We start from the raw sequence: 19535 nt of genomic DNA on the forward strand, positions 1-19535 counted from the left end.
TGAACCGCAGGCCAAATCGTGGCGGCGTGACGTCCAACACGCCGCCACGGCGCCCGGTCCTGCCGGACCGGATGCCGTGGGGCCGTCGTCGTACTACTGCCCTGCCGACGGGGACGGCGACGCAGAAGGCGACCCGGAAGGCGAAGGAGCCGGGCTGGCCGCAGGAGCGGTGGCCGGGATCTTCGCCTCGGCATCCATCGCCTTCTTCAGCGCAGCCGAAACCTTCTTCTGCGCGTCGCCGTATGCGGCGAAGTCACCCGCAGCCAGCGCCGTCTGGCCTGCCTGGATAGCGGAGTTTGCCTCGTCCAACGCCGCCTTCAGCTGGGCCTTGGCATCCGCCTCCGCGGGGGTTGCAGGGGCAGACGGGCCGGCCGGTGTTTGGCCGTTGTTGGCGGAGTCTCCCGCGGCTGCTCCCGAATCACCGCCGAAAAGCTGCTTGAGGGCCGCGTCGAGGGTTGGCGCGAAGCCCACCTTGTCACCGAAGGCCACCAGCACGCGCTGCAAGGTGGGGTATGACGTCTCACCGGTCGACTTGAGGTAGACCGGCTGGACGTAGAGGATGCCGCCGCCCACCGGCAAGGTGAGCAGGTTGCCGTTCAGCACGTCGGACGCACCCTGCCGCAGCAGGTTGAGTGCCTGGGAGACGGTGGGGTCGGAGTTGAACTTGTTTTGCGCCTGTCCCGGACCGGGCACCTGTGTTTCCGGCGGGATCTGGAGCAGCCGCAGCTTTCCATAGCCGTCAGCCTTAACGCCGGCCTGGTTGCCGGCATCCGAATCCGCGGCGAGGAACCCGTACAGGACGTTGCGGGCATTGCCGTTCACGATCTGCGGGATGAAGGACGACGTCAGCTGGAATGCCGGCTTTTGCTGGTCCGGCATCTGCAGCGACATGTAGAACGGCGGCTGCTTGACGTCCGTCGACACGGTGGGGTCAGCCGGCGTGCTCCAGACGTCGTTGTTCTTGTAGAAGCTGGTGGGATCCGTGACGTGGTACTGCCCCAGGAGCTCCCGCTGGACCTTGAACAGGTCCTCCGGGTAGCGGACGTGGCTCATCAGTGCGCCAGACATCTCCGAGTATGGCTTCAGCGATGAGGGGAAGACCTTCTGCCACGCCTTGAGGACCGGGTCCGTGTCGTCCCAGGCATAAAGGGTGACCGAGCCGTCGTAGGCGTCCACGGTGGCCTTGACCGAGTTGCGGATGTAGTTCACCGTGCTGTTGGGCAGGGCCACGGCGCGGCCGGAGCTCGTCTGCGAATCGGCGGTGGCATCCGACAACTGCTTCTGCTGCGAGTAGGGGAAGTACTGGCTGGTGGTGTAGCCGTCCACGATCCACTTCACACGGCCGTCCACCAGCGCCGGGTAGGCGCCGCCGTCAACCGTCAGGTACGGGGCCACCTTCTGGACCCGCTCCCGGGGGCTGCGGTCGTAGAGGATCTGCGACTCCGGGTTCACGCCATCGGAGAGCAGCAGGTCCGAAGACTGGAACTTGATGGCGTAGAGGATCTTGTTGAAGAACGAGCCAACGTTCGGGCCGCCGTTGCCCTTGAACGTGTATTGGGTCTCACCCTCCCCTTCCTTGCCGGAGGGGCGGTCCTGCTCGCGCGGCGTGGCGCCGTCGGGCGCGCCCACGATTGAATACTCAGGAGACGACTCACCGAAGTAGATCCGCGGTTCGTAGGTGGTGTCGTTGCCCAGCACGCCGGTGGAGGGAATGCCGGACTGGAGGAATTCCGGCTTGCCGTCGACGGTGAACTTGTTGCCCTTGGCCGCCACCACCCCGTAGCCGTGGGTGTACACCACGTGCTGGTTCAGCCAGCCCTGCTGGTTGGTGGCCACGTTGGCGGGGTTCAGTTCCCGCACCGCGATCACGGTGTCCTGGATCTTTCCGTCCACCTCGTAGCGGTCCACGTTCAGGGCCTTGGGGAACTGGTAGTACGGGCGGTACTGTTCCAGCTGCGCGAACGCGTCGGAAATCAGGTTCGGGTCCAGGAGCCGGATGTTGGCCGTGGTCTGCGCATCCGGCGCGAGGGCACCAGTGGTGGCGTTGTTGGTGGCGTCGTACCGGGTTTCCTGGATGGCGTCCAGGCCGTAGGCCTTGCGGGTGTTCTCGATGTTGCGCTGGATGTACTGGCTTTCCAGTGTCTGCTCAGAAGGCCGGACCTGGAACTGCTGGATCACCCACGGGTAGACACCGCCGGCCAGGATGGAGGTGATGATCAGCATGGCGGTACCGATCACCGGCAGGCGCCAGCGGCCAATAACGGCGGCAACGATAAAGAGGATGGCTACCAGGGCGGCCGCGACGGCGAGGATGGCCTTGGTGGGGATGACGGCGTTGACATCGGTGTAGAGGGCGCCGGCCCAGCGGCCGCCGTTGCTCTGCACGGACGAATAACGGTCCAGCCAGAAGTTGACGCCCAGGAGCACCAGGAACGCGGCTCCGGTAACAGCGATGTGGATCTGGGCCGCGCGGCTGGTGAACACGCCGCGCTCCATCAGCCGGATGCTGCCGTAGAGGTAGTGGGTGAGGATGCCGGCGATGCCTGCGATCACCACGACGCTGATCAGGAACCCTGTGACGAAGCCAAGGAAAGGCAGGGTCATCAGGTAGAAGCTGATGTCCATCTTGAACTGCGGATCGGTCTGCCCGAAGCCGACCTGGTTAAAGAAGAGCAGGACTTTCTGCCACTGGCTGGCGGCTGCGCTGCCCGCAAAGAGTCCGAAGAGGACCGGCAGGCCCACCATCACGATCCTGCGGACCGGCTCCAGCTGGGCCTGGTAGCGGTTGAGGTTGTCCCGGACCTCAGAGTCCGGGGCGTAGACGGGGCGGGCGTTGTAGGCGATGCGGATGGAGAAGAACACCGCCGCGAACATGATGGCGAAGCCGGCCACGAAGGTGGCGATCTTGGCGAGGTTTTCGGTGATGAAAACCTGGATGAAGCCCAGTTGCCGGTACCAGAGGACGTCGGTCCAGACGTTGGCGAAGAAAATGAAGCCCACTACCACCAGGGCGACGACGATGAGGGTGGGCGTCAGGGCTCCCCGTCGCGATGGGGGCCTTCCTGTGGACGTGGTGCTGGCGGGACGGGACAAACTGGGTACCTCATAGCTGGTCGTCGAGACATTCGAAGCGTGCGAGCGACGTACGGTACCGGTCAAACTGCTGGTTTCGTCCGTCATCAGTGCCACGAGTGGCGGTAAAGCTTAGTTCCTGTCGAAACTGTTTGGGCCCAGTCTATGCATGGCGCAGGCGGCCTATTTGCCCGTGCACGCCGGGAGGGCGGATGTGTCCTGCCCGCTCCCGGCAAGTTCCACGGCGTGCCGGGCCTCCCCGAGGTTCTCCACGCGCACCACTTGGAGGCCGCCCGGGATGTGGCCGGCCACCTCGTCGCAGTTGCCGGCGGGCGCCAGGAAGAGGGTGGCACCGGAGGACCGCGCGCCCCGCATCTTCTGCCCGATGCCGCCAATGGGGCCCACCGTTCCGTCCGGCGATATGGTGCCCGTGCCGGCGATGTGCTTGCCGCCGGTGAGGTCGCCCGGCGTCACCGTATCGATAATCCCCAGTGAAAACATCAGGCCGGCGCTGGGGCCGCCCACCTTGTCCAGCGAGATCTGCACCTGGAACGGGAAGCTGAACAAGTACTTCAGCATGACGCCGAGAATGAAGCGGCCCTGGCCATTGTCTTTGGGTGTCACCTCAAGGGCGACAGGCTGGCCGGCGCGTTCCACCGTCACCGCGGCCGGGGCTCCCTTCCCCGCAGCCAGTTCATCCTGGATGACGGCGAGCGAGGTGATGTCCTTGCCGTTGATGGACTTGAGGATGTCCCCCTGCTGGATCTTTCCCGCGGATGCGGAGTCCTTGGACAGCCCCGCGGCCTGCAGCTGCTGGCCGAAAGGAATCTTGAGTTCGTTCAGGGCGGAGGCCACGGCGTTCTCCTGGGACGTGGCCATGGCCACGGCGCTCTGCTCCTGGGCCTCCTCCTTGGTGGTTCCCGTGGGGTAGATCAGTTCCACCGGGTAGACGGCCTTGGAGCTGTCCAGCCATGCGGAGAAGGCGTTGAGGATGCTTACGGATCCGGTGGGTCCGCCGTCGACGTACACCGTTGTCAGGTCCAGGTTCCCGGCAGCGGGATAGGTTTCGTGGCCGCTGACGTTGATCACGGGATGCCCCTGGCTTTGCCCCAGCGTGTTGTAGGTAGGCCCCGGCGATTCGATGACGTACGGCACTGGAAGTGTGCCCACCGCTATTCCCAGCCCCAACGCCGCCAGCCCGGCAACCATCATCGTGGACAGCCGTCTGCGGGGGCGGCCGCCGTCGTCCTCCCCGGGACTGTGGCCTTCACCCGCCGTGCCGGCGCTGGAGAACGGGGAAAGGCCTGGAACGTGGTCCTCGGAGGGGTGGCCGCCACGGGTTGTAGTCACCCACCAACAGTACGCGGTGGAGGCACGCCGGGGTGCTTTGCCTAGAGCGAACGACGGCGGCGGGCGGCAGACAGCCGACCCCCACCGGGGTACCGTGAAGGTTGATCAACAGTCACACCATCGATCGGCGGGACCATGACCTCCAACCCACTCAATCCGTCCAACGGCGACGACACCCCCAAGGATCCGTTGACCGAAATGCTGCAGAACCTCATGGGCGGCAAGGGGATGGAAAACTTCGACCCCTCCGAGCTGGCCAAGGCTGCCGGCCTGCCGGACGACCCCAACCTGCTGGCCCAGATGTTCTCCCAGGTGCAGGCCATGATGAGCGCCCCATCAGAGGGCCCCGTGAACTGGACCCTGGCCCACGACAACGCCCGGCGCGTGGCCGCCGGAACCTCCGACCCGTCGGTTTCGGCGCAGCAGTCCCGGGACGTGGACGAGGCCCTTCGCCTTGCCGAACTGTGGCTGGACCCGGTCACCGACCTGCCCGCCACCGGCCTGATCGGCAAAGCCTGGTCGCGGGCGGAATGGGTGGAGGCTACCCTGGGCACCTGGAAGCGGTTGACCGAACCCGTGGCCAACAGCATCGCCAACGCCCTCTCTTCCGCCATGACGGAGCAGATGCCGGAGGAGATGAAGTCCATGATGGGCGGCGCCTCCTCCATGCTGCAGAACATGGGCGGCGCGATCTTCGGCATGCAGCTGGGCCAGGCCATAGGTGCCCTGTCCAAGGACGTAGTGAGCTCCACCGATATCGGTGTCCCGCTCGCCGACCTCGAGATGGCGCTGCTGCCAGCAAACGTTGCGGCCTTCGGCGAGGGCCTGTCCCTGCCGGAGAACGACATCCGCCTGTTCCTGGCTGTGCGGGAAGCAGCCCACGCGCGGCTCTTCGTGCAGGTTCCCTGGCTGCGCGGACACCTGCTGGGCGCCATCGAGGCTTACGCCCGCGGCATCCACATCGACACCTCGCGCATCGAGGAACTGGCCCGCGACCTTGATCCGAGCAACCCCGAGGGCATCCAGGAAGCCCTGTCCCAGGGTGTCTTCATGCCGCAGCGGACCCCCGCGCAGGAACAGGCCCTGGAGAAGCTCGAGACGGCGCTGGCCCTGGTGGAGGGCTGGGTGGACGAACTGACTGCGGCGGCCACCGAGAAGGTGCTGCCAGCAGCCGGTGCGCTGCGGGAGACCGTACGGCGCCGCAGGGCAACCGGCGGCCCGGCGGAGCACGCCTTCGCTTCCCTGGTGGGGCTGGAGCTGCGGCCAAGGAGGCTGCGCGATGCCGCCACCTTGTGGGCCACACTGAAGGACGAACGCGGCATCGAGGGCCGCGACGCCATTTGGCACCACCCCGACCTCCTGCCCACCGCCGAGGACCTGGACGATCCCAAGGGCTTCAGCTCACGCCGCAAGCTCGCCGAAGCCAGCGACAGCGAAGTGGATGACGCGCTGCAGAAACTGCTCAGTGGCGGGTTTGACGATACCTCCGCCGAAGAGGGCGGCGCCCCGGACACCGGGGACGCCGCCAAGGACGCCGGGGACGCCGGCGGGAAGGACGACGACGGCGAAACCGGCCACCCCAAAAGCTGATGGATAGCAGCAGATGAACGCCCCGGCGGGCCAGGAAGGTCCTGGCCCGCCGGGGCGTTTAAGTCCGCTCGATGGTCCGGACTTGGACTAGTCGGCGTCGCCGCTGCCTGCCGAGCCGTCCCTGCCCAGGCCCCGGGCCGTGGCGAAGGAAACACCCTCAAGGAATGCTTTGGCCCGCCGGGTTTCCGGGTATGCCTCCAGCAGCTCCCAGAACGCCGCGTTGTGGGAGGCCACCAGGAGATGGGCCAGTTCGTGCAGCAGCACGTAGTCGATAACCCACTGCGGCATGGGCCGCAGTTTGTCCGACAGCCGGATAGTCCCGTCAGCGGGCGTAGCCGAGCCCCACCGGGAGTTCTGGTTGCTGACCCAGCGCACGGATGTGGGAACTGGCCGGCCGCCGAGGTACTGTGCCGACAGCCGAGCGGCGTGGGCGGCAAGATCATCGTCACCCGCGGGGCGGCGGCGCCCCGCTGCAGCGCGCCGCTCCCCCTGCTTGTGCAGCTTCGCCAGCATGCGCTGCACCCACTCCCGTTCCTGGGCTGCGGTAAAGCGGGCAGGTATGGCGACCACCGCCGTTCCGTCCTCCCAGAAGGCAGCCACCGTCCGCGTCCGCCGGGCGGAGCGCCGCACCTCCACGGGGACGCCGTCGGGTGTGACCTGTGGTACTGGCTGCTGCGTGCCGCTGCCGGCCGGTGTGTCCCGGCTCACAGGACGGAGCTTTCGACCAGGACCCGGAGGACGTCCTCGCCGTACTTTTCCAGCTTGGAGGGGCCGACGCCGGCAAGGGCTGCCAGTTCCTCCAGCGAGGCCGGCCGGGCCTCGGCAATCGCAGTAAGGGTGGCGTCGGTGAACACGACGAACGCGGGGACGTCCGCGGACTGGGCGACGTCGCGGCGCCAGTTCCGCAGCGCGTCGAAGGTCTGTTCCTCGTAGCTGGGCGGACACGCGTTGCAGCGGCCCACTTTGCGCTCGGCCCCGGTGGCGAGCATGGTGCCGCACACGCGGCATACGGCAGGCGCGGCAGCCTTCCGGCGGGGCGGGGCACCCTTCCCGCGGACACTTGAACTGGCCACCGAGTCAGGCCGCAGTCCGTCCAGGAACCGGGACGGCTTCCGGTTGGCGCGGCCGCCGGGAGTCCTTGCTGTGCTCCAGGAGAGATAGAGGTGTTCACGGGCGCGGGTGATGCCGACATAGAGCAGTCGCCGTTCCTCATCCACGGATTCGGGTGAATCCGCAAAGGAGATGGGCATCAGGCCTTCGCTGAGCCCCACCAGGAAGACCGCATCCCATTCCAGGCCCTTGGCTGCGTGGAGGGACGCCAGGGTAACGCCCTGGACTGTCGGCGCATGCTGGGCCAGGGAGCGTTCCTGGAGCTCGTTGACGAAGTCCGCCAGGCCGAACTGGGGGCCGCGGTTTTGGACGAGTTCGTCGGCGAGCGCCACCAGCGCCGCCAGGGATTCCCACCGCTCGCGCAAGGCCCCGCCGCTGTGCGGAGCGGAATCCGTGTAGCCCAGGGAGGAGACGATGTCCCGCACCAGCTGGCCCAGGGGTTCCGGCGCGTCGGTTTCGGAAACAGCCCGGGTGGCTGCGCGGAGCTGGAGGATGGCGTCCCGGACCTCCTTGCGGGCGAAAAAGCGTTCGCCGCCCCGGAGCTGGTAGCCGATTCCTGCCGCAGCCAGCGCCTGTTCGTAGGCCTCGGACTGGCCGTTGGTGCGGAAAAGGACCGCTACTTCGCTCGCCGGCGTCCCGGCGTCGAGGAGCGCCTTGATCTTCTGGGCCACCGTGGCGGCCTCTGCCTCGTCATCCGTGCATTCGGTGAACTGGGGCACCGGACCGGCGGGGCGCTGCGCCACGAGCTGAAGGGGGGCGGCCCAGGCGGCGTCGGCGGCGGGCCCGCCACTGCGCCGTCCCGCCAGCAGGTCGTTGGCCAGTTTCACCACCTGCGGGGTGGACCGGTAGTCCCGGACGAGCTTGACCACGTTGGCCTGCGGATAACGGGCCTTGAAGTCCAGCAGGTGCCTGGGCGATGCGCCGGTAAAGGAGTAGATGGTCTGGCTGGCATCACCCACCACGCACAATTCGTCACGGCCGCCCAACCAGAGCTCCAGGAGGCGCTGCTGGAGCGGGGAAACGTCCTGGTACTCATCCACCACGAAGTGGCGGTACTGTTCCCGGACCGTGGCAGCGACCTTCTCGTCCTCCTGCAGGATGCCCACCGTGATCAGCAGGACGTCCTCGAAGTCGATCACGTTGCGGTCCGTCTTGACGTCCTCGTACGACTGGAAAACGCGGGCCACGGCAGTGAGGTCGAATCCCCCGGGTGCTCCCCTCCCCTGGGCGTTTTCGAGGTAATTGGCCGGGGTCAACATCGAGACTTTGGCCCATTCGATCTCGGAGGCAAGATCCCGGATTGAAGCCCGGTCCGTGCTGAGCCGGAGCCGCCGGGCGGCCTCGGCAAGCAGCTGGGCCTTGTGGTCCAGCAAGTTCGGCAGGGTGCCGCCGACGGCCTGGGGCCAGAAGAACTGCAGCTGCCGCAGCGCCGCGGCGTGGAAAGTGCGGGCCTGCACGTTTCCCGCACCCAGATCCCGCAGGCGGCTGCGCATCTCCGCCGCCGCCCGGGCAGTGAACGTCACCGCGAGCAGGCGCTGCGGGCTGTACACACCGGAGTGCACGCCATAGGCAATGCGGTGGGTGATGGCACGGGTCTTTCCGGTCCCCGCGCCGGCCAGCACGCACAACGGGCCGCCCAGCGTACTGGCCACCTCACGCTGTTCGGCATCGAGCCCGCCAAGGATCCGGTCCTCCAGGGAGGCTGCTCCGTCAAAATGTTCTGTAGTCACTTCTGCTGCTTTATTTCTCGACTACCGCGTGCTGGAGTCTGGTGGATGAATAACTTAGGCGCCGGCCAGGTCCTGGATCCGGCCGCCGTACCAGTGCTCAATCAGGGAGCGGGCAATGGAGAGCCTGCTGGAAATCGTGATCTCGCCACTAAGCACCGCTGCCTGGAGCTCATCGCGGCTGAACCAGCGGGCCCTGGTGACCTCCACGCCGTCGGGCGTTGCCTGGGCGTCCTCGGTGACGGCGGTAAATCCAAGCATAAGGGAGGCCGGGAACGGCCACGACTGGGAGCCGAGGTACTGGCAGCCGGTCACCCGGACACCAACCTCTTCGTGGATTTCGCGGACTACGGCTTCCTCCAGGGACTCCCCCGGCTCCACGAACCCGGCCAGCGTGGAGTAGTTCCGGGCATCCACGGGGCCGCCGCCGCCAAGGAGCAGCCGGCCGTCCGGGCCGACGACGGTGACGATGATGGCGGGATCAGTCCGGGGATAGTGCTCAGAATTGTCCGCCGGGCACCGGCGTACCCAGCCGCCGGCTTCAACATCGGTGGGCGTTCCGCAGCGGGGACAATGCGTATGGGCTGAGTGCCAGTTGGCTATCGCGCTGGCTTCAACGAACAAGGCTGTGGAAGTGGTGGTCAGGCCCCCGGCGACTTCCCGGAAGCCTGCCCAGGACGCATCCGCGGGAATGCCGGCGGTGCCGGGCTCCGGAGGTGCAGGCAGGACAAACAGCAGCAGTTCGGTCCCGGCCGGGATGTCCGCGGCAGGCAGTGCGGATCCCAGGTACACCACCAGTTCCGGAGCTGATCCTGCCTCTTGGAGCCGGTCCAGGAGCTCCCTGGCGTTGACCAGGACGAGGTTGCTCCCACGCACCAGGCCCTGCCGCCTTGAAAGTACTGCCGCCACCGCGTCTGTCCCGGCCAGCAGGTCATCGATCATCCCGGGCCTGATGCGTGCGGCGGACCCGCGGTCCACCAGTGCCGGCCTCACCGGGAGCAGGGTGTCCACGAGGTGGTTCGCCGGCAGCGGGGCCGGCACAGCCTGGTGGACGGGTAGGACGGACTCCGTGTGGCTCATGCTTCCACCGTACTGACTGCCACCGACATTTCACATTCAGGGCTGGGCTCGTTCGTACTGCGGGTACCCCCTAATTGCAGCTATCTGGAGACTCGCCGCGGCCAGACCGCCGTCTGGGACGGCGCGCAATCTACCGTGGAACGGTGAGAAGAAAACCGATTGAACTGGCGGCGATTGCAACCGCGGCAGTCCCTGGGCTGACCCCGACAGCTGTTAGCTCCGCGCCGGATGACCCCGCGGACTTCGATTCGGCCCTGCTCCTTGATTCGGAAGGCAAGCGCTGGCGGGTCCGGTCGCCGCGGCACGCCGAAGCCAGTGCACGGCTGGAAACGGAGTTCCTGGTGCTCCGCGCCTTTGCTCCTGCCGTCCGGGCGGAACTGCCGTTCCTGATGCCCACCGTCGCCGGCAGCGTCCGGCTGGGAAGCCTTACCACCTTCGTCTACTCACACCTGTCCGGGAGCACTCGCAGCGTCGAGGAGCTGACGTCCGGACCGGCCGGGCTCGCCCGCGAAATCGGCTCCGCGCTGGCCGCGGTCCACGACCTCCCCCGGTCCCTGGTCAGCAATGCCGACCTGCCCAGCTACACCCCCAACGAGTTCCGCCAACGGCGGCTGAACGAACTGGACCAGGCAGCAACCACGGGCAAGATTCCCGCCGCACTGCTGCGCCGCTGGGAACATGCCATGGAGGACGTGTCCCTCTGGCGGTTCAACCCGTGCGTGGTCCACGGCGACCTGCACGAAGACAACCTGCTGGTCGAATCGGGACGGGTTACCGCAGTAACCGGCTGGACAGACCTTCGCATCGGCGACCCGGCAGACGACTTCGCCTGGCTGGTGGCCTCCAACGAACAGGACTTCATTGACGCTGTCCTGAAGTCCTACACCTCCAGCCGCCGCGACGTGCCGGACCAGCACTTGCTGCGCCGGGCCGCACTGTCTGCCGAGTTTGCCCTGGCACAATACCTGGTCAAGGGGCTTGCGGCCGGGGACCAGGACATGGTCCGCGAGGCCGAAGACATGCTGGAGAGCCTTGCCGGCGACATCGCCGAATTCGGGGGCCAGCCGATCAGCGTCGAACCGCTCCCGGCCAAGGACACGCCCGCCGGTACCGCGGTGCCCGCGCCGGCGCAGCCTGGAACCGGGGCAACCGCCCCCGCACCCCAGGGCGGCAGTTCTGCTGTCAGCCCCGCCGTGACCGTCATCCCGCTACCCGCCAAACCGGCAGCAGGGGACAAGCCCGGTCCGCAGACACTGCCTGCCATGGCGGCAGAGCCCGCCGTGCACGTGACGCCCATCCCCGTGGAGCCAGCCCCGGCGGAAGTTGCCGGCGGGGAATCCCGGCCTGGCGAAACCAAGGGTCCGGACGACACGTCCACGGCTGCCATCTCGGTCATCAACGCCAACCGGGGCTGACAGGACCGGGCGGCCCGCCCGGCCGCCATCAGGGGTTCCCCTGACGGCCGGGCCGGCTCAAGGTTTGGCAAGCGCAGCGGCGACGATTCCTTCCAGCTCGGCCGCCGTCCCAAGGTCGTGCGGCCGCACCACGGCGTTGTCGGCAACGTAGAAGAATGCGGCCCGCACTTCTTTCAGCGGAACATCCTTGAGGCGTGCCCACGCGAGCCGGTAGACCGCCAGCTGTACCGACCGGATCTTCAGCTGCGCGGCGGACGGCCGGCGTCCGGTCTTCCAGTCCACCAGGTCCCAGCGCCCGTCGGCATCCTGGAACACAGCGTCAACCCGGCCACGCACCACCACTTCCCCCACCCGGGTTTCCACGGGGACCTCCACGAAGGCCGGTGACCGGTCAGCCCAGGGGGAAGCCTTGAAGGTGGCCACCATCTGGTCCAGGTCGTAGGCAGCGTCGATGTGGTCGTCCGAGCCAGGCGCTTCGCCGAGGTCCAGCATCCCGGCCCGGCCGAAATATTCCTCTACCCAGGCGTGGAAAGCCGTGCCCTTCCGGGCCGACATGCCGGGTTCGCGTGGTACCGGACGGCGCAGCCTGCCAAGGACCGCCTGGGGGTCGTCCCCGAGGTCAACCAGCGTGGAAGCTGAAATGTGGGTGGGCAGGTGCACGTCCTGGCCGCTTGACCTCCTTGCCCTGCGCTCCAGCAGCAGCGAAGCTTCGTGGGCCCAACCTGCCGCTGCCCCCGTAAGTCCGGGCAGCGGACTGCCGTCCGTCCCTGGGCTGTTCCCCTCTGCTGCACCGCCGCCCCGATCGGTCTGGGTATCACCGGTGTCCAGTATTCCGAGCACCCGCTGGGCCGCAGCTTCCATGGCTGTCCTGCGCCCGCGGGCCAACCGAAGGCGTTCACCGGTCCGCGGGTCCACGGGTCCCTCCAGGGGATCGTAGGGCCAGCGGGCTTCTTCAGTTTCCAGCGTCAGCGGGCTCTGGAGCGGCAAAGCAGCCTCGTCGAGCGACAGCTTGTGGACGACTGCGCTCGGTTGCCCGCCATCAGCTGGCTGCGTCAGGGCTTCCAGCTCTGCGAGGAACGGAGACATCTCCGCGCGTCCGGCCCGCGATCCCACCCAGGCGGCACTGGAGACCCACAGGACATGCTTGGCCCTGGTGTAGGCCACGTAAGCCAGCCGGCGTTCCTCCGATTCCCCGTGGGCCTGGACGCCGGCCTTGTATTCCTTCTCGGCATCCAGCCAGCCTTTCTGGTCCGGCTGGTCGAGGTCCCACTGCGGCAGGTCTGCGCGGTCACCGCGGAGGGGCCACGGAAGCGCGGCGGACCCGCTGCTCCAGCGCGAGTCCCGGTCGCTGGGAAACGCTCCCGCGTTCATGCCCGGGACAAACACAACGTCCCACTCGAGGCCTTTGGAAGCGTGCACCGTCAGCAACTGGACGGCTTCGCGGTTTACGTCGCTGGCCGGCGCTTCCAACCCGTTCTCTTCCGCCGACGCCGCCTCAAGCCAAGACAGGAAGGCGAGGATGTCCACCCGCTGCGAGGTGCGGAGGAACCCGGCGGCCGCATCCTGGAAAGCATCGAGGTTGCGGCGCGCCTGGTGGATGCTGATTCCGGGCCGGGCCGCCACTTCGATATCCAGCAGCATGGCCCGTTCCACCTCCCCCAGAAGCGTTGTGAGGTCGTCCCCCAGGTAGCCGCGGAGTTGCCTTAACTCGAGCGACAATTTCGCCAGCCTGCTGCGGGCCTCCATGCTGAGGGTGCGGCCATTGGATGAGGTCCACCCTTCCCGTGGCAGGAAATCAAGTGCCTCCACCAGGCTGGCGGCGTCGGTCAGGTCCCCTTCGAGGACCGGTTCCTCTGCCTCGCCGCCGTTGTCCTGGACGTCGGGCTCGAACCCCTGCGGGGCCCTTCCGCGGCTCCGTGCGAGCTGGCTCGACCAGTCGCGCAGGGCCATAAGGTCGGCCGGGCCGATGCGCCACCGGGCGCCTGCGATCAGCCGCATGAGGGCATCGGAGCGGCCCGGATCGGCAAGGACGCGCAGGGTGGCTACAAGGTCCACTATCTCCGGGGTGTCCAGAAGCCCCCCGAGGCCCACGATTTCGTAGGGAATCCCCCGGGCTTCGAACTGACGCCGGACCGGCTCCATCTGGGCGCGCCTGCGGCACAGTACGGCAAGCGCCGGCGGTTCGGCCGTGCCATCGGGATTCAGCTCGAAGTCAGTCAGCCGGTACCTCAGGACGTCGTCGGCCAGCGCAGCAGCTTCTTCGACATCGCTGGCGAAACGCCCCAGCACTACTGTTCCGTCCACTGCATGGGGACTCGGCCGCAGTGGAGGGACTTCGGCAGCGGGCGTCCTGCTTCCGGCTGGCCCGTTGGAGGCCGCCGCCCGGCCCAGGGACTGCGACATGACATTGGCTGCTGCAAGGATGGACCGGCCATTACGCCAGGCCGTGGTCAGGTACGAGGTTGGCGCGGGCGCCCAGCCGCCTTCTTCCTCCGCCGCTCCGGTGCGCATCGGGAACTCGCGGACGAAATGAAACAACTGCCCTGCCGAAGCACCACGGAACCCGTAAATGGACTGATTGGGATCTCCGACAGCCGTCACGGCGTGGCCGCCGCCGAACAGCCGGGAAAAGAGCACCAACTGGGCGTACGAGGTGTCCTGGAATTCGTCAAGGAGAACCACCTTGTACCGTTGCCGCTCCATCTGGGCCGCCAGCGGCACGTCCTGCGCCACCTTGGCGGCAAGGGCAACCAGGTCACCGAAATCCAGTGCCCCGCGCGCCCGTTTGGCCGCGGCGTAGCGGCCCACCATGTCGGCAACGCTTGCCCTGGTCCGCAACATCCCGCCAAGGTCCAATGCTGCCTTTGGCGTGCTCTTCTTCTTGTCGGCCAGGTAGGGCAGGGATTCGAACTCGGACAGGCGGGCCATCAGCCACGCCTCCACATCCTCGGGCTCCTGGAGGTGCTCTGCGCATTCCCCGGCCAGCTGGATCACGGCCTTCACCAGGGTGGATTTAGCGGCCCGGAAGTGCTGGTATTCGCCGTCGTACGCTTCAACCACTTCGCTGGCCAGCTGCCAGGCCTGCGCACCGCCGAGCAGAACAACGTCCCGCTCCACGCCAAGCCGCAGCCCATAGTCGGACACGACGCCACTGGCAAACGAATGGTAGGTGGACACCTTGGGCTCCAGGGCCTCGCTGCTGAGCAAGCCCTCCGGAAAGACCTCATGCGCGCTGTCCTTGGCAGCAATACGCTGCAGCGCCAGGAGCTTTGACCGGATCCGGCTGGCGAGTTCGCCGGCTGCCTTGCGGGTGAACGTCACGCCCAGGACTTCCTCGGGGGTGACCCAACCGTTGGCCACCAGCCACACCACCCGGTCCGCCATGGTGGCGGTTTTACCCGAGCCAGCGCCCGCAATGACCAGCCGGGGCGCCAAGGGGGACGAAATGATGGCGGATTGCTCGGGCGTGGGGGTGTTCTTCTCGCCAAGCAGCGCGGAGAGTTCCCCGGGGCTGAAACGCACGGCCGGAGCGGCGACCGCGACGGCAGCCGGCAGCCCGCTCATTCGGTCACCTGCCGACCACGCACGCACAGCGGGCACACCTCGGGGAGCCGGCAGCCGTGGCCGCCGTGACTGCCTTTGGCGGGGTCATGGCGCGCGATGAATTCGCTTCCGCCCATGACGGCGGCAGCCTCCTTGACCATGTCCATGGCCCAGTTCTCCTCGGGGTTGAGTGGTTCCTGCTGCTGGATGGCCGGGCTCTTCGCCCCGGTCCCAAGCTGCGCCAGCACGGCGCCGCCGGACAGTCCCTGCCCGCCCCCGGAGGCGGCGTTGAACCCGCCGGCAAGGACAGCAGCCTGGTAGGCGCCCAGCTGCGGGTGGCGGGACAGTTCGTCCTTGCCGGGCTGCCGTTTTCCGGTCTTGAGGTCAACCACCACCAGACGGCCTTCGCCATCGATTTCCAAGCGGTCCACCTGGCCGCGGAGTACCGCTTCCCGCGGTGCAGCGTCATCCACCGCCACGGCGCCGAGGGCCACTTCAAAGTCCTGTTCGACGCCCAGCAGGCTGCGGCCCTCACCCCTCATGGAGAGCACATAGTGCGCCAACTTCCGCACCATCACTTCGGCTCGCTGGAAGTCCAGGCGCCCCTCCCAGTTGTCCTTCATACCGAGCGCCGGCCACCGCCGCACCAGTTCGGCGACGTACTCGGATCCTGCCGCGTCCGGCATGTCCTGGGCGATTCCGTGCACCAGGGTCCCCAGGCTCCGGGCGAAGTCGGTGGCAGGCTCCCCTCCGGCTGCCTGGACGAACCAGTCCAACGGCGACTTCTGCACCGTCTCGACCTTTGACGGCGATACGGACACCGTGCCCCCGGGCGGGACCACCGCGTCGGCGGAGGTCAGCGGGGCCAGGCCCCACCAGCTGTCCGGGTGCGCTCCGGCAACGGCTGGCTCGGCCGCGGCGAGATGGGCCAGGACCCTCGCCGCTTCCGCAGCCTGCGGCGTCCCGCCGTCGAGCTGGGCATGCTGCCGAAGCTCGGCAACCAGGGCCCGCAGCGTCATGGGCCGTTCCACCTGGGTGAAAGCCCGGCCGCCTTCGTCCGGTCCCAGCGGTGCAACGAAATCCAGGAATGACGACGGCTGGTGGTCCTCCGACGAGACCGCGGTACAGACCAGCAGTTCGCGTGCCCTGGACACGGCCGTGGAGAAACTGCGCAACTCGTCATAGCGGATATCCCGCAGCCGGCTAAGGGGGTCGCGCTGGAGGGCGTACTCCGGACCGTGCTCCACGGCGTCCGCATACAGGGTGCTGCCGAGCAGCTCACCACGGAGCCTCGTGTTGGGCCACACCCCTTCCTGCAGGCCCGCAATGATCACCACGGGCCATTCCCGGCCCGCCGCACTGGCCGGCGTCATTAGCTCCACTGCGTCCTCGAGCTGGGCACGGGCGGCCAGGGTATCCATGGGAAGCTCCTGGTTGAGGAGGTACTCGAGGAACTGTTCGGGGCCGGCGCCGGGCATCTGGTCCACGTAGCGTTCGGCCGTATGGAACAGCGCCATCATGGCGTCAAGGTCGCGGTCAGCCCGTGCCCCGTGCGGACCCCCCAACAAGGCCGTCCGTGTCCAGGCCGCCGAAAGCCCTGTCGAGTCCCAGAGCGCCCACAGTACCGATTCTGCGTTGGCACCCGGCATTCCAGCCGCCTCCCGCCCCGCGTGGATCATCCGCGCCGTGCGCCGTGCAGCGCGCCCTTCGATCCCCAACGCGCCCAGCGCACCCGGCTCAAGCAGGGCCTGGACCAGCAGCGCATCACTGGCCCGGCCCCCGCCGCCCAGCAATTCCTCGCGCCGCAGTGATTGCCGGAGCCTGCGCAGTTCGATGGAGGTGGCGCCTCCGATCCGTGAGGTAAGAAGGGATACCGCCGCTTCGGGTGTCAGAAGCTCCGGGTCCAGGGCGATGGCGAAGGCGTCCAGGAGCGGGCGTACGGCTACTTCGTCGCGGACCGCCGATTCCGCCACGGGTACCCGGACGGGAATCCCCTGGCCGGACAAGTAGCGCTGCAGTTCGCTGACCTGGCCGCCATTGCGCACGATGACAGCCATGTCTGCCAGATCACGGTTGTGGTTTATGTGCTGGTCCAGGATCCGCTGGGCGACGTACCGCAGCTCATGCACCGGTGTAGGAACCAGGTGCGCCTCCACGCTGCCGGAGAGGCCGGCTTGTGCGGGCTCCGTGAGCCGGCGCGCCAGCTGGCCCCCGGCCCGTTGGGAGATGCGGCCGGCGACGTTGAGCCAGGCCTCCGCCACCGCGGGCGACAGTCCGTGCGCATACCCCAGCGGACGCTCGATGATGGTGTTCTGCGTGGCCAGCAGCCGGGGCAGTTCAGCCACAAGATCCGGCCGGGCTCCCCTGAATCCCTGGACCACCGTGTCCGGCGACGCCGTCACGTAGCAGTCCTTGCCTGCCGCAATATCGGCCAGCAACTCAAAGATGGCGGGGTTTGCTTCCTGGATATCGTCCACCAGGACCACCTGCAGCCTTGCGCGTTCGGCAGCGAGGAATTCCGGCGCGTCCTGGAAGATCTGCCGGGCGGCTGTAATGATTCCGGCGGGGTCGAAGGCCTCAGGCATCCGCAGGTCAAGAACGTCACGGTATTCGGCGTAGAGCGCTGCCGCGGCTTTCCAGTCTGGCCGGCCGCAGGCATCCGCCAAGTTTGCAAGGTCCTCCGCCGTGCGGCCAGATTCGATAATGCGGTCAAAGAGTTGCCGCACCTCCTGGCGGAAGCCCCTGGTGTCGAGGGCGCCGTCCAGATCGCTGGGCCACGGCAGCTCCAGGCCCGGCAGCCTGTGGCCCTCGAGGAGTTCCTTGATGATGAGGTCCTGCTCCGGGCCCGACAGCAGGCGGGGCGGCCTGGGCAGGGATATGACGCCTTCAGCCTTGGCTCGGCGGATCAGGTCGAATGCGTACGAGGCCCAGGTCCTGGCCGGTGTAGTGCTCAGGCTCCGGTCCAGCCGGGCAGTAAAACTGTCCCGCAGGAAATCGGCAGCAAGGCGGGTGGGCGCGAGGATCAGCATGCGTTCGGGATCGACGCCGTCGCGGAAGACCCGCTGGACAGCGGCTTCAACGAGCACTGTGGTCTTTCCCGTGCCCGGTGCACCCGGGACCAGGACCGGTCCGGATCCTTGGGTAACGTCGACCGCCGCCTGCTGGTCCGGTGTAAGCCGAAGCAACCCGGCGTGCATCCGACGTGGCGGCAGGAGCCGAAGCGCGGGAGGGGCCGGCAGGGCGCCGCCGTCGGTGTGTCCAGGAGTGGGGAACCCAGGCTCCCGGCCAGCCTCCGGCTCCTGCCAGTGCGGGTCCCAGGGTCCGGTCAAAGGGATTGTTACGGTCACAAAACCATTCCATCATCAGGTACCGACAACCGGTGGAGCCGACGCTCCAGGTCCTCTGCAACTGCATCGATATTGTCAAAATCACTGTCGGTCGGTGCCCAGCGGGCGGCGGCCAGATCCACCCGCCACCGCCCCTCTCCGGTACGGAGGAACGACTCGTGATCGCCAACCAGTGGAGTGCCTTCTTCGAGGTAGAGGAGCAGGGCCTCGGCCTCGTGTCCGGGGGGCGCATGGCCGCTGGCCTTCAGGACCCGCCACCACGGGGCGCCGCCGCCATGATGGCTCATCACGGACCCGACCTGGCGCGGGCCGCCCGAGCCAAGAAGCTCGGCCACGTCGCCGTAGGATACGGCCGTCCCTGCCGGCACCAGCCTCACGACGGCCAGGACAGCTTGGACGTACTCATTCCGCATTGATCCAATCTAGCCGCAGTGGCGCTCCACGGAATTGTCGGTGGGCCCCCTTAGCGTTGAAGCATGAGTTCCTGGAACAGCCTCCCCCGCGCCGCCTTCGATCTGGAAACCACGGGCCGTAATTCCCGCGCAGCGAGAATCGTCACGGCCTCGATCACCGTGGTGGACCACCAGGGCGAGGTCATTAAGGAGCATGAGTGGCTGGCCGATCCGGGGGTAGAGATTCCGGCAGAGGCAAGTGACGTCCACGGGATCACCACCGAACAGGCCAGGCGTGATGGGCGTCCCGCCCACGAGGTCACACGGGAGGTCGCTGCCGTGCTGCAGGGCCTGTTCGATTCCGGGACTCCGGTCATCGCTTTCAACGCCAGCTACGACTTCACGGTCCTTGCTGCCGAGTCCGCACGGTACGGGATTCCGCAGCTGTCCCGCTTCCCGGTCCTGGATCCGTACATCATGAACAAACAGGTTGACCGCTACCGGAAGGGCAAGCGGACATTGACTGCATTGTGCGAGGAGTACGGTGTGGTCCTGGACAATGCACACACCTCCGCGGCCGATGCCCTGGCTACCCTCAGGGTGCTGGACGCGATGGCGGGCAAGTTCCCCAAGCTGATGATGCCGGCAAGCCAACTGCACCAGCTGCAGGTGGACTGGGCGGTGAGCCAGGCGTCCGATTTCCAGGAGTACCTGCGCAAGACGAAGCCGGCCGCCGTCATTGAAGGAGACTGGCCGGTGCTCCCTCCCCAGGACGCCACCACAGGGGGCTTCTAGGTTAACCCCCGGCGCACTCCCTTTTTGGGAGGCATGTCACAGTCACGCCGGTTAACAAACGTCGGGATATTGCAGGTGGCATCCTTCGCCCGCGGGACCTAAGCACCCTTCAGC

11 protein-coding genes are annotated in these 19535 nt (G+C 67.4%); 3 read left to right on the forward strand and 8 right to left on the reverse strand.

What is annotated here, in order from left to right; translation table 11 throughout:
• Positions 1 to 93: 93 nt before the first annotated feature.
• The gene (locus tag NIBR502770_RS11005; protein WP_210411408.1) at positions 94 to 3093 is read right to left on the reverse strand and encodes a UPF0182 family protein; all 3000 of its coding nucleotides are present in this window, start codon (positions 3091 to 3093) and stop codon (positions 94 to 96) included.
• 162 nt (positions 3094 to 3255) lie between these two features.
• A complete protein-coding gene (locus NIBR502770_RS11010; RefSeq protein ID WP_371416458.1) occupies positions 3256 to 4422 on the reverse strand; it encodes a PDZ domain-containing protein in 1167 nt (388 codons plus the stop codon).
• Positions 4423 to 4557: 135 nt separating this feature from the next.
• Here NIBR502770_RS11010 and NIBR502770_RS11015 point away from each other — a divergent pair, with 135 nt between their 5' ends.
• Positions 4558 to 6012, forward strand: coding sequence for a zinc-dependent metalloprotease (locus tag NIBR502770_RS11015; RefSeq protein WP_141181948.1), 1455 nt, complete (start codon positions 4558 to 4560; stop codon positions 6010 to 6012).
• Between the two features lie 87 nt (positions 6013 to 6099).
• Here NIBR502770_RS11015 and NIBR502770_RS21850 read toward each other — a convergent pair whose 3' ends face one another.
• Genes NIBR502770_RS21850 through nudC form a run of 3 tightly spaced genes read right to left on the reverse strand, consistent with a single transcriptional unit; the run spans position 6100 to position 9929 of the window.
• Positions 6100 to 6720: a M48 family metallopeptidase gene (locus NIBR502770_RS21850; RefSeq protein WP_141181949.1), complete on the reverse strand. Its 621-nt coding sequence runs from the start codon at positions 6718 to 6720 to the stop codon at positions 6100 to 6102.
• Positions 6717 to 8852, reverse strand: coding sequence for an ATP-dependent helicase (locus NIBR502770_RS11025; RefSeq protein ID WP_141181950.1), 2136 nt, complete (start codon positions 8850 to 8852; stop codon positions 6717 to 6719). Before NIBR502770_RS11025 ends, NIBR502770_RS21850 begins: the two co-directional genes overlap by 4 nt.
• Before the next feature lie 54 nt (positions 8853 to 8906).
• Positions 8907 to 9929 carry an NAD(+) diphosphatase gene (nudC, locus tag NIBR502770_RS11030; protein WP_141181951.1) on the reverse strand — a complete coding sequence of 341 codons (1023 nt, stop codon included), beginning with the start codon at positions 9927 to 9929 and terminating at the stop codon, positions 8907 to 8909.
• A gap of 143 nt (positions 9930 to 10072) precedes the next feature.
• Between nudC and NIBR502770_RS11035 the strand changes: the two genes are divergently transcribed.
• Positions 10073 to 11344, forward strand: coding sequence for a macrolide 2'-phosphotransferase (locus NIBR502770_RS11035; RefSeq protein WP_141181952.1), 1272 nt, complete (start codon positions 10073 to 10075; stop codon positions 11342 to 11344).
• 57 nt (positions 11345 to 11401) lie between these two features.
• On the opposite strand, the gene NIBR502770_RS11040 is transcribed toward NIBR502770_RS11035, so the two are convergent.
• The 3 genes from NIBR502770_RS11040 to NIBR502770_RS11050 are packed head-to-tail and all read right to left on the reverse strand — an operon-like array spanning position 11402 to position 18647.
• Complete coding sequence (locus tag NIBR502770_RS11040; RefSeq protein WP_141181953.1) at positions 11402 to 14908, reverse strand: UvrD-helicase domain-containing protein; 3507 nt, start codon at positions 14906 to 14908, stop codon at positions 11402 to 11404.
• Positions 14905 to 18234, reverse strand: a complete 3330-nt coding sequence (locus tag NIBR502770_RS11045; RefSeq protein ID WP_246857247.1) for an ATP-dependent DNA helicase — start codon at positions 18232 to 18234, stop codon at positions 14905 to 14907. Before NIBR502770_RS11045 ends, NIBR502770_RS11040 begins: the two co-directional genes overlap by 4 nt.
• Complete coding sequence (locus tag NIBR502770_RS11050; RefSeq protein ID WP_141159930.1) at positions 18231 to 18647, reverse strand: MGMT family protein; 417 nt, start codon at positions 18645 to 18647, stop codon at positions 18231 to 18233. Before NIBR502770_RS11050 ends, NIBR502770_RS11045 begins: the two co-directional genes overlap by 4 nt.
• 63 nt (positions 18648 to 18710) lie before the next feature.
• Between NIBR502770_RS11050 and NIBR502770_RS11055 the strand changes: the two genes are divergently transcribed.
• Entirely contained in the window at positions 18711 to 19421 is a 711-nt protein-coding gene (locus tag NIBR502770_RS11055) for a 3'-5' exonuclease (RefSeq protein WP_141181954.1), read from the forward strand.
• Positions 19422 to 19535 lie beyond the last annotated feature (114 nt).

The organism is Pseudarthrobacter sp. NIBRBAC000502770 (assembly GCF_006517815.1).
GTDB lineage: Bacteria > Actinomycetota > Actinomycetes > Actinomycetales > Micrococcaceae > Arthrobacter > Arthrobacter niigatensis.

Excerpts from the sequence above, each read along its gene's own strand:
- NIBR502770_RS11055 (WP_141181954.1), top strand. The coding sequence starts at position 18,711 with ATGAGTTCCTGGAACAGCCTCCCCCGCGCCGCCTTCGATCTGGAAACC.
- NIBR502770_RS11015 (WP_141181948.1), top strand. The coding sequence starts at position 4,558 with ATGACCTCCAACCCACTCAATCCGTCCAACGGCGACGACACCCCCAAG.
- nudC (WP_141181951.1), bottom strand. The coding sequence starts at position 9,929 with ATGAGCCACACGGAGTCCGTCCTACCCGTCCACCAGGCTGTGCCGGCC.
- NIBR502770_RS11050 (WP_141159930.1), bottom strand. The coding sequence starts at position 18,647 with ATGCGGAATGAGTACGTCCAAGCTGTCCTGGCCGTCGTGAGGCTGGTG.
- NIBR502770_RS11040 (WP_141181953.1), bottom strand. The coding sequence starts at position 14,908 with ATGAGCGGGCTGCCGGCTGCCGTCGCGGTCGCCGCTCCGGCCGTGCGT.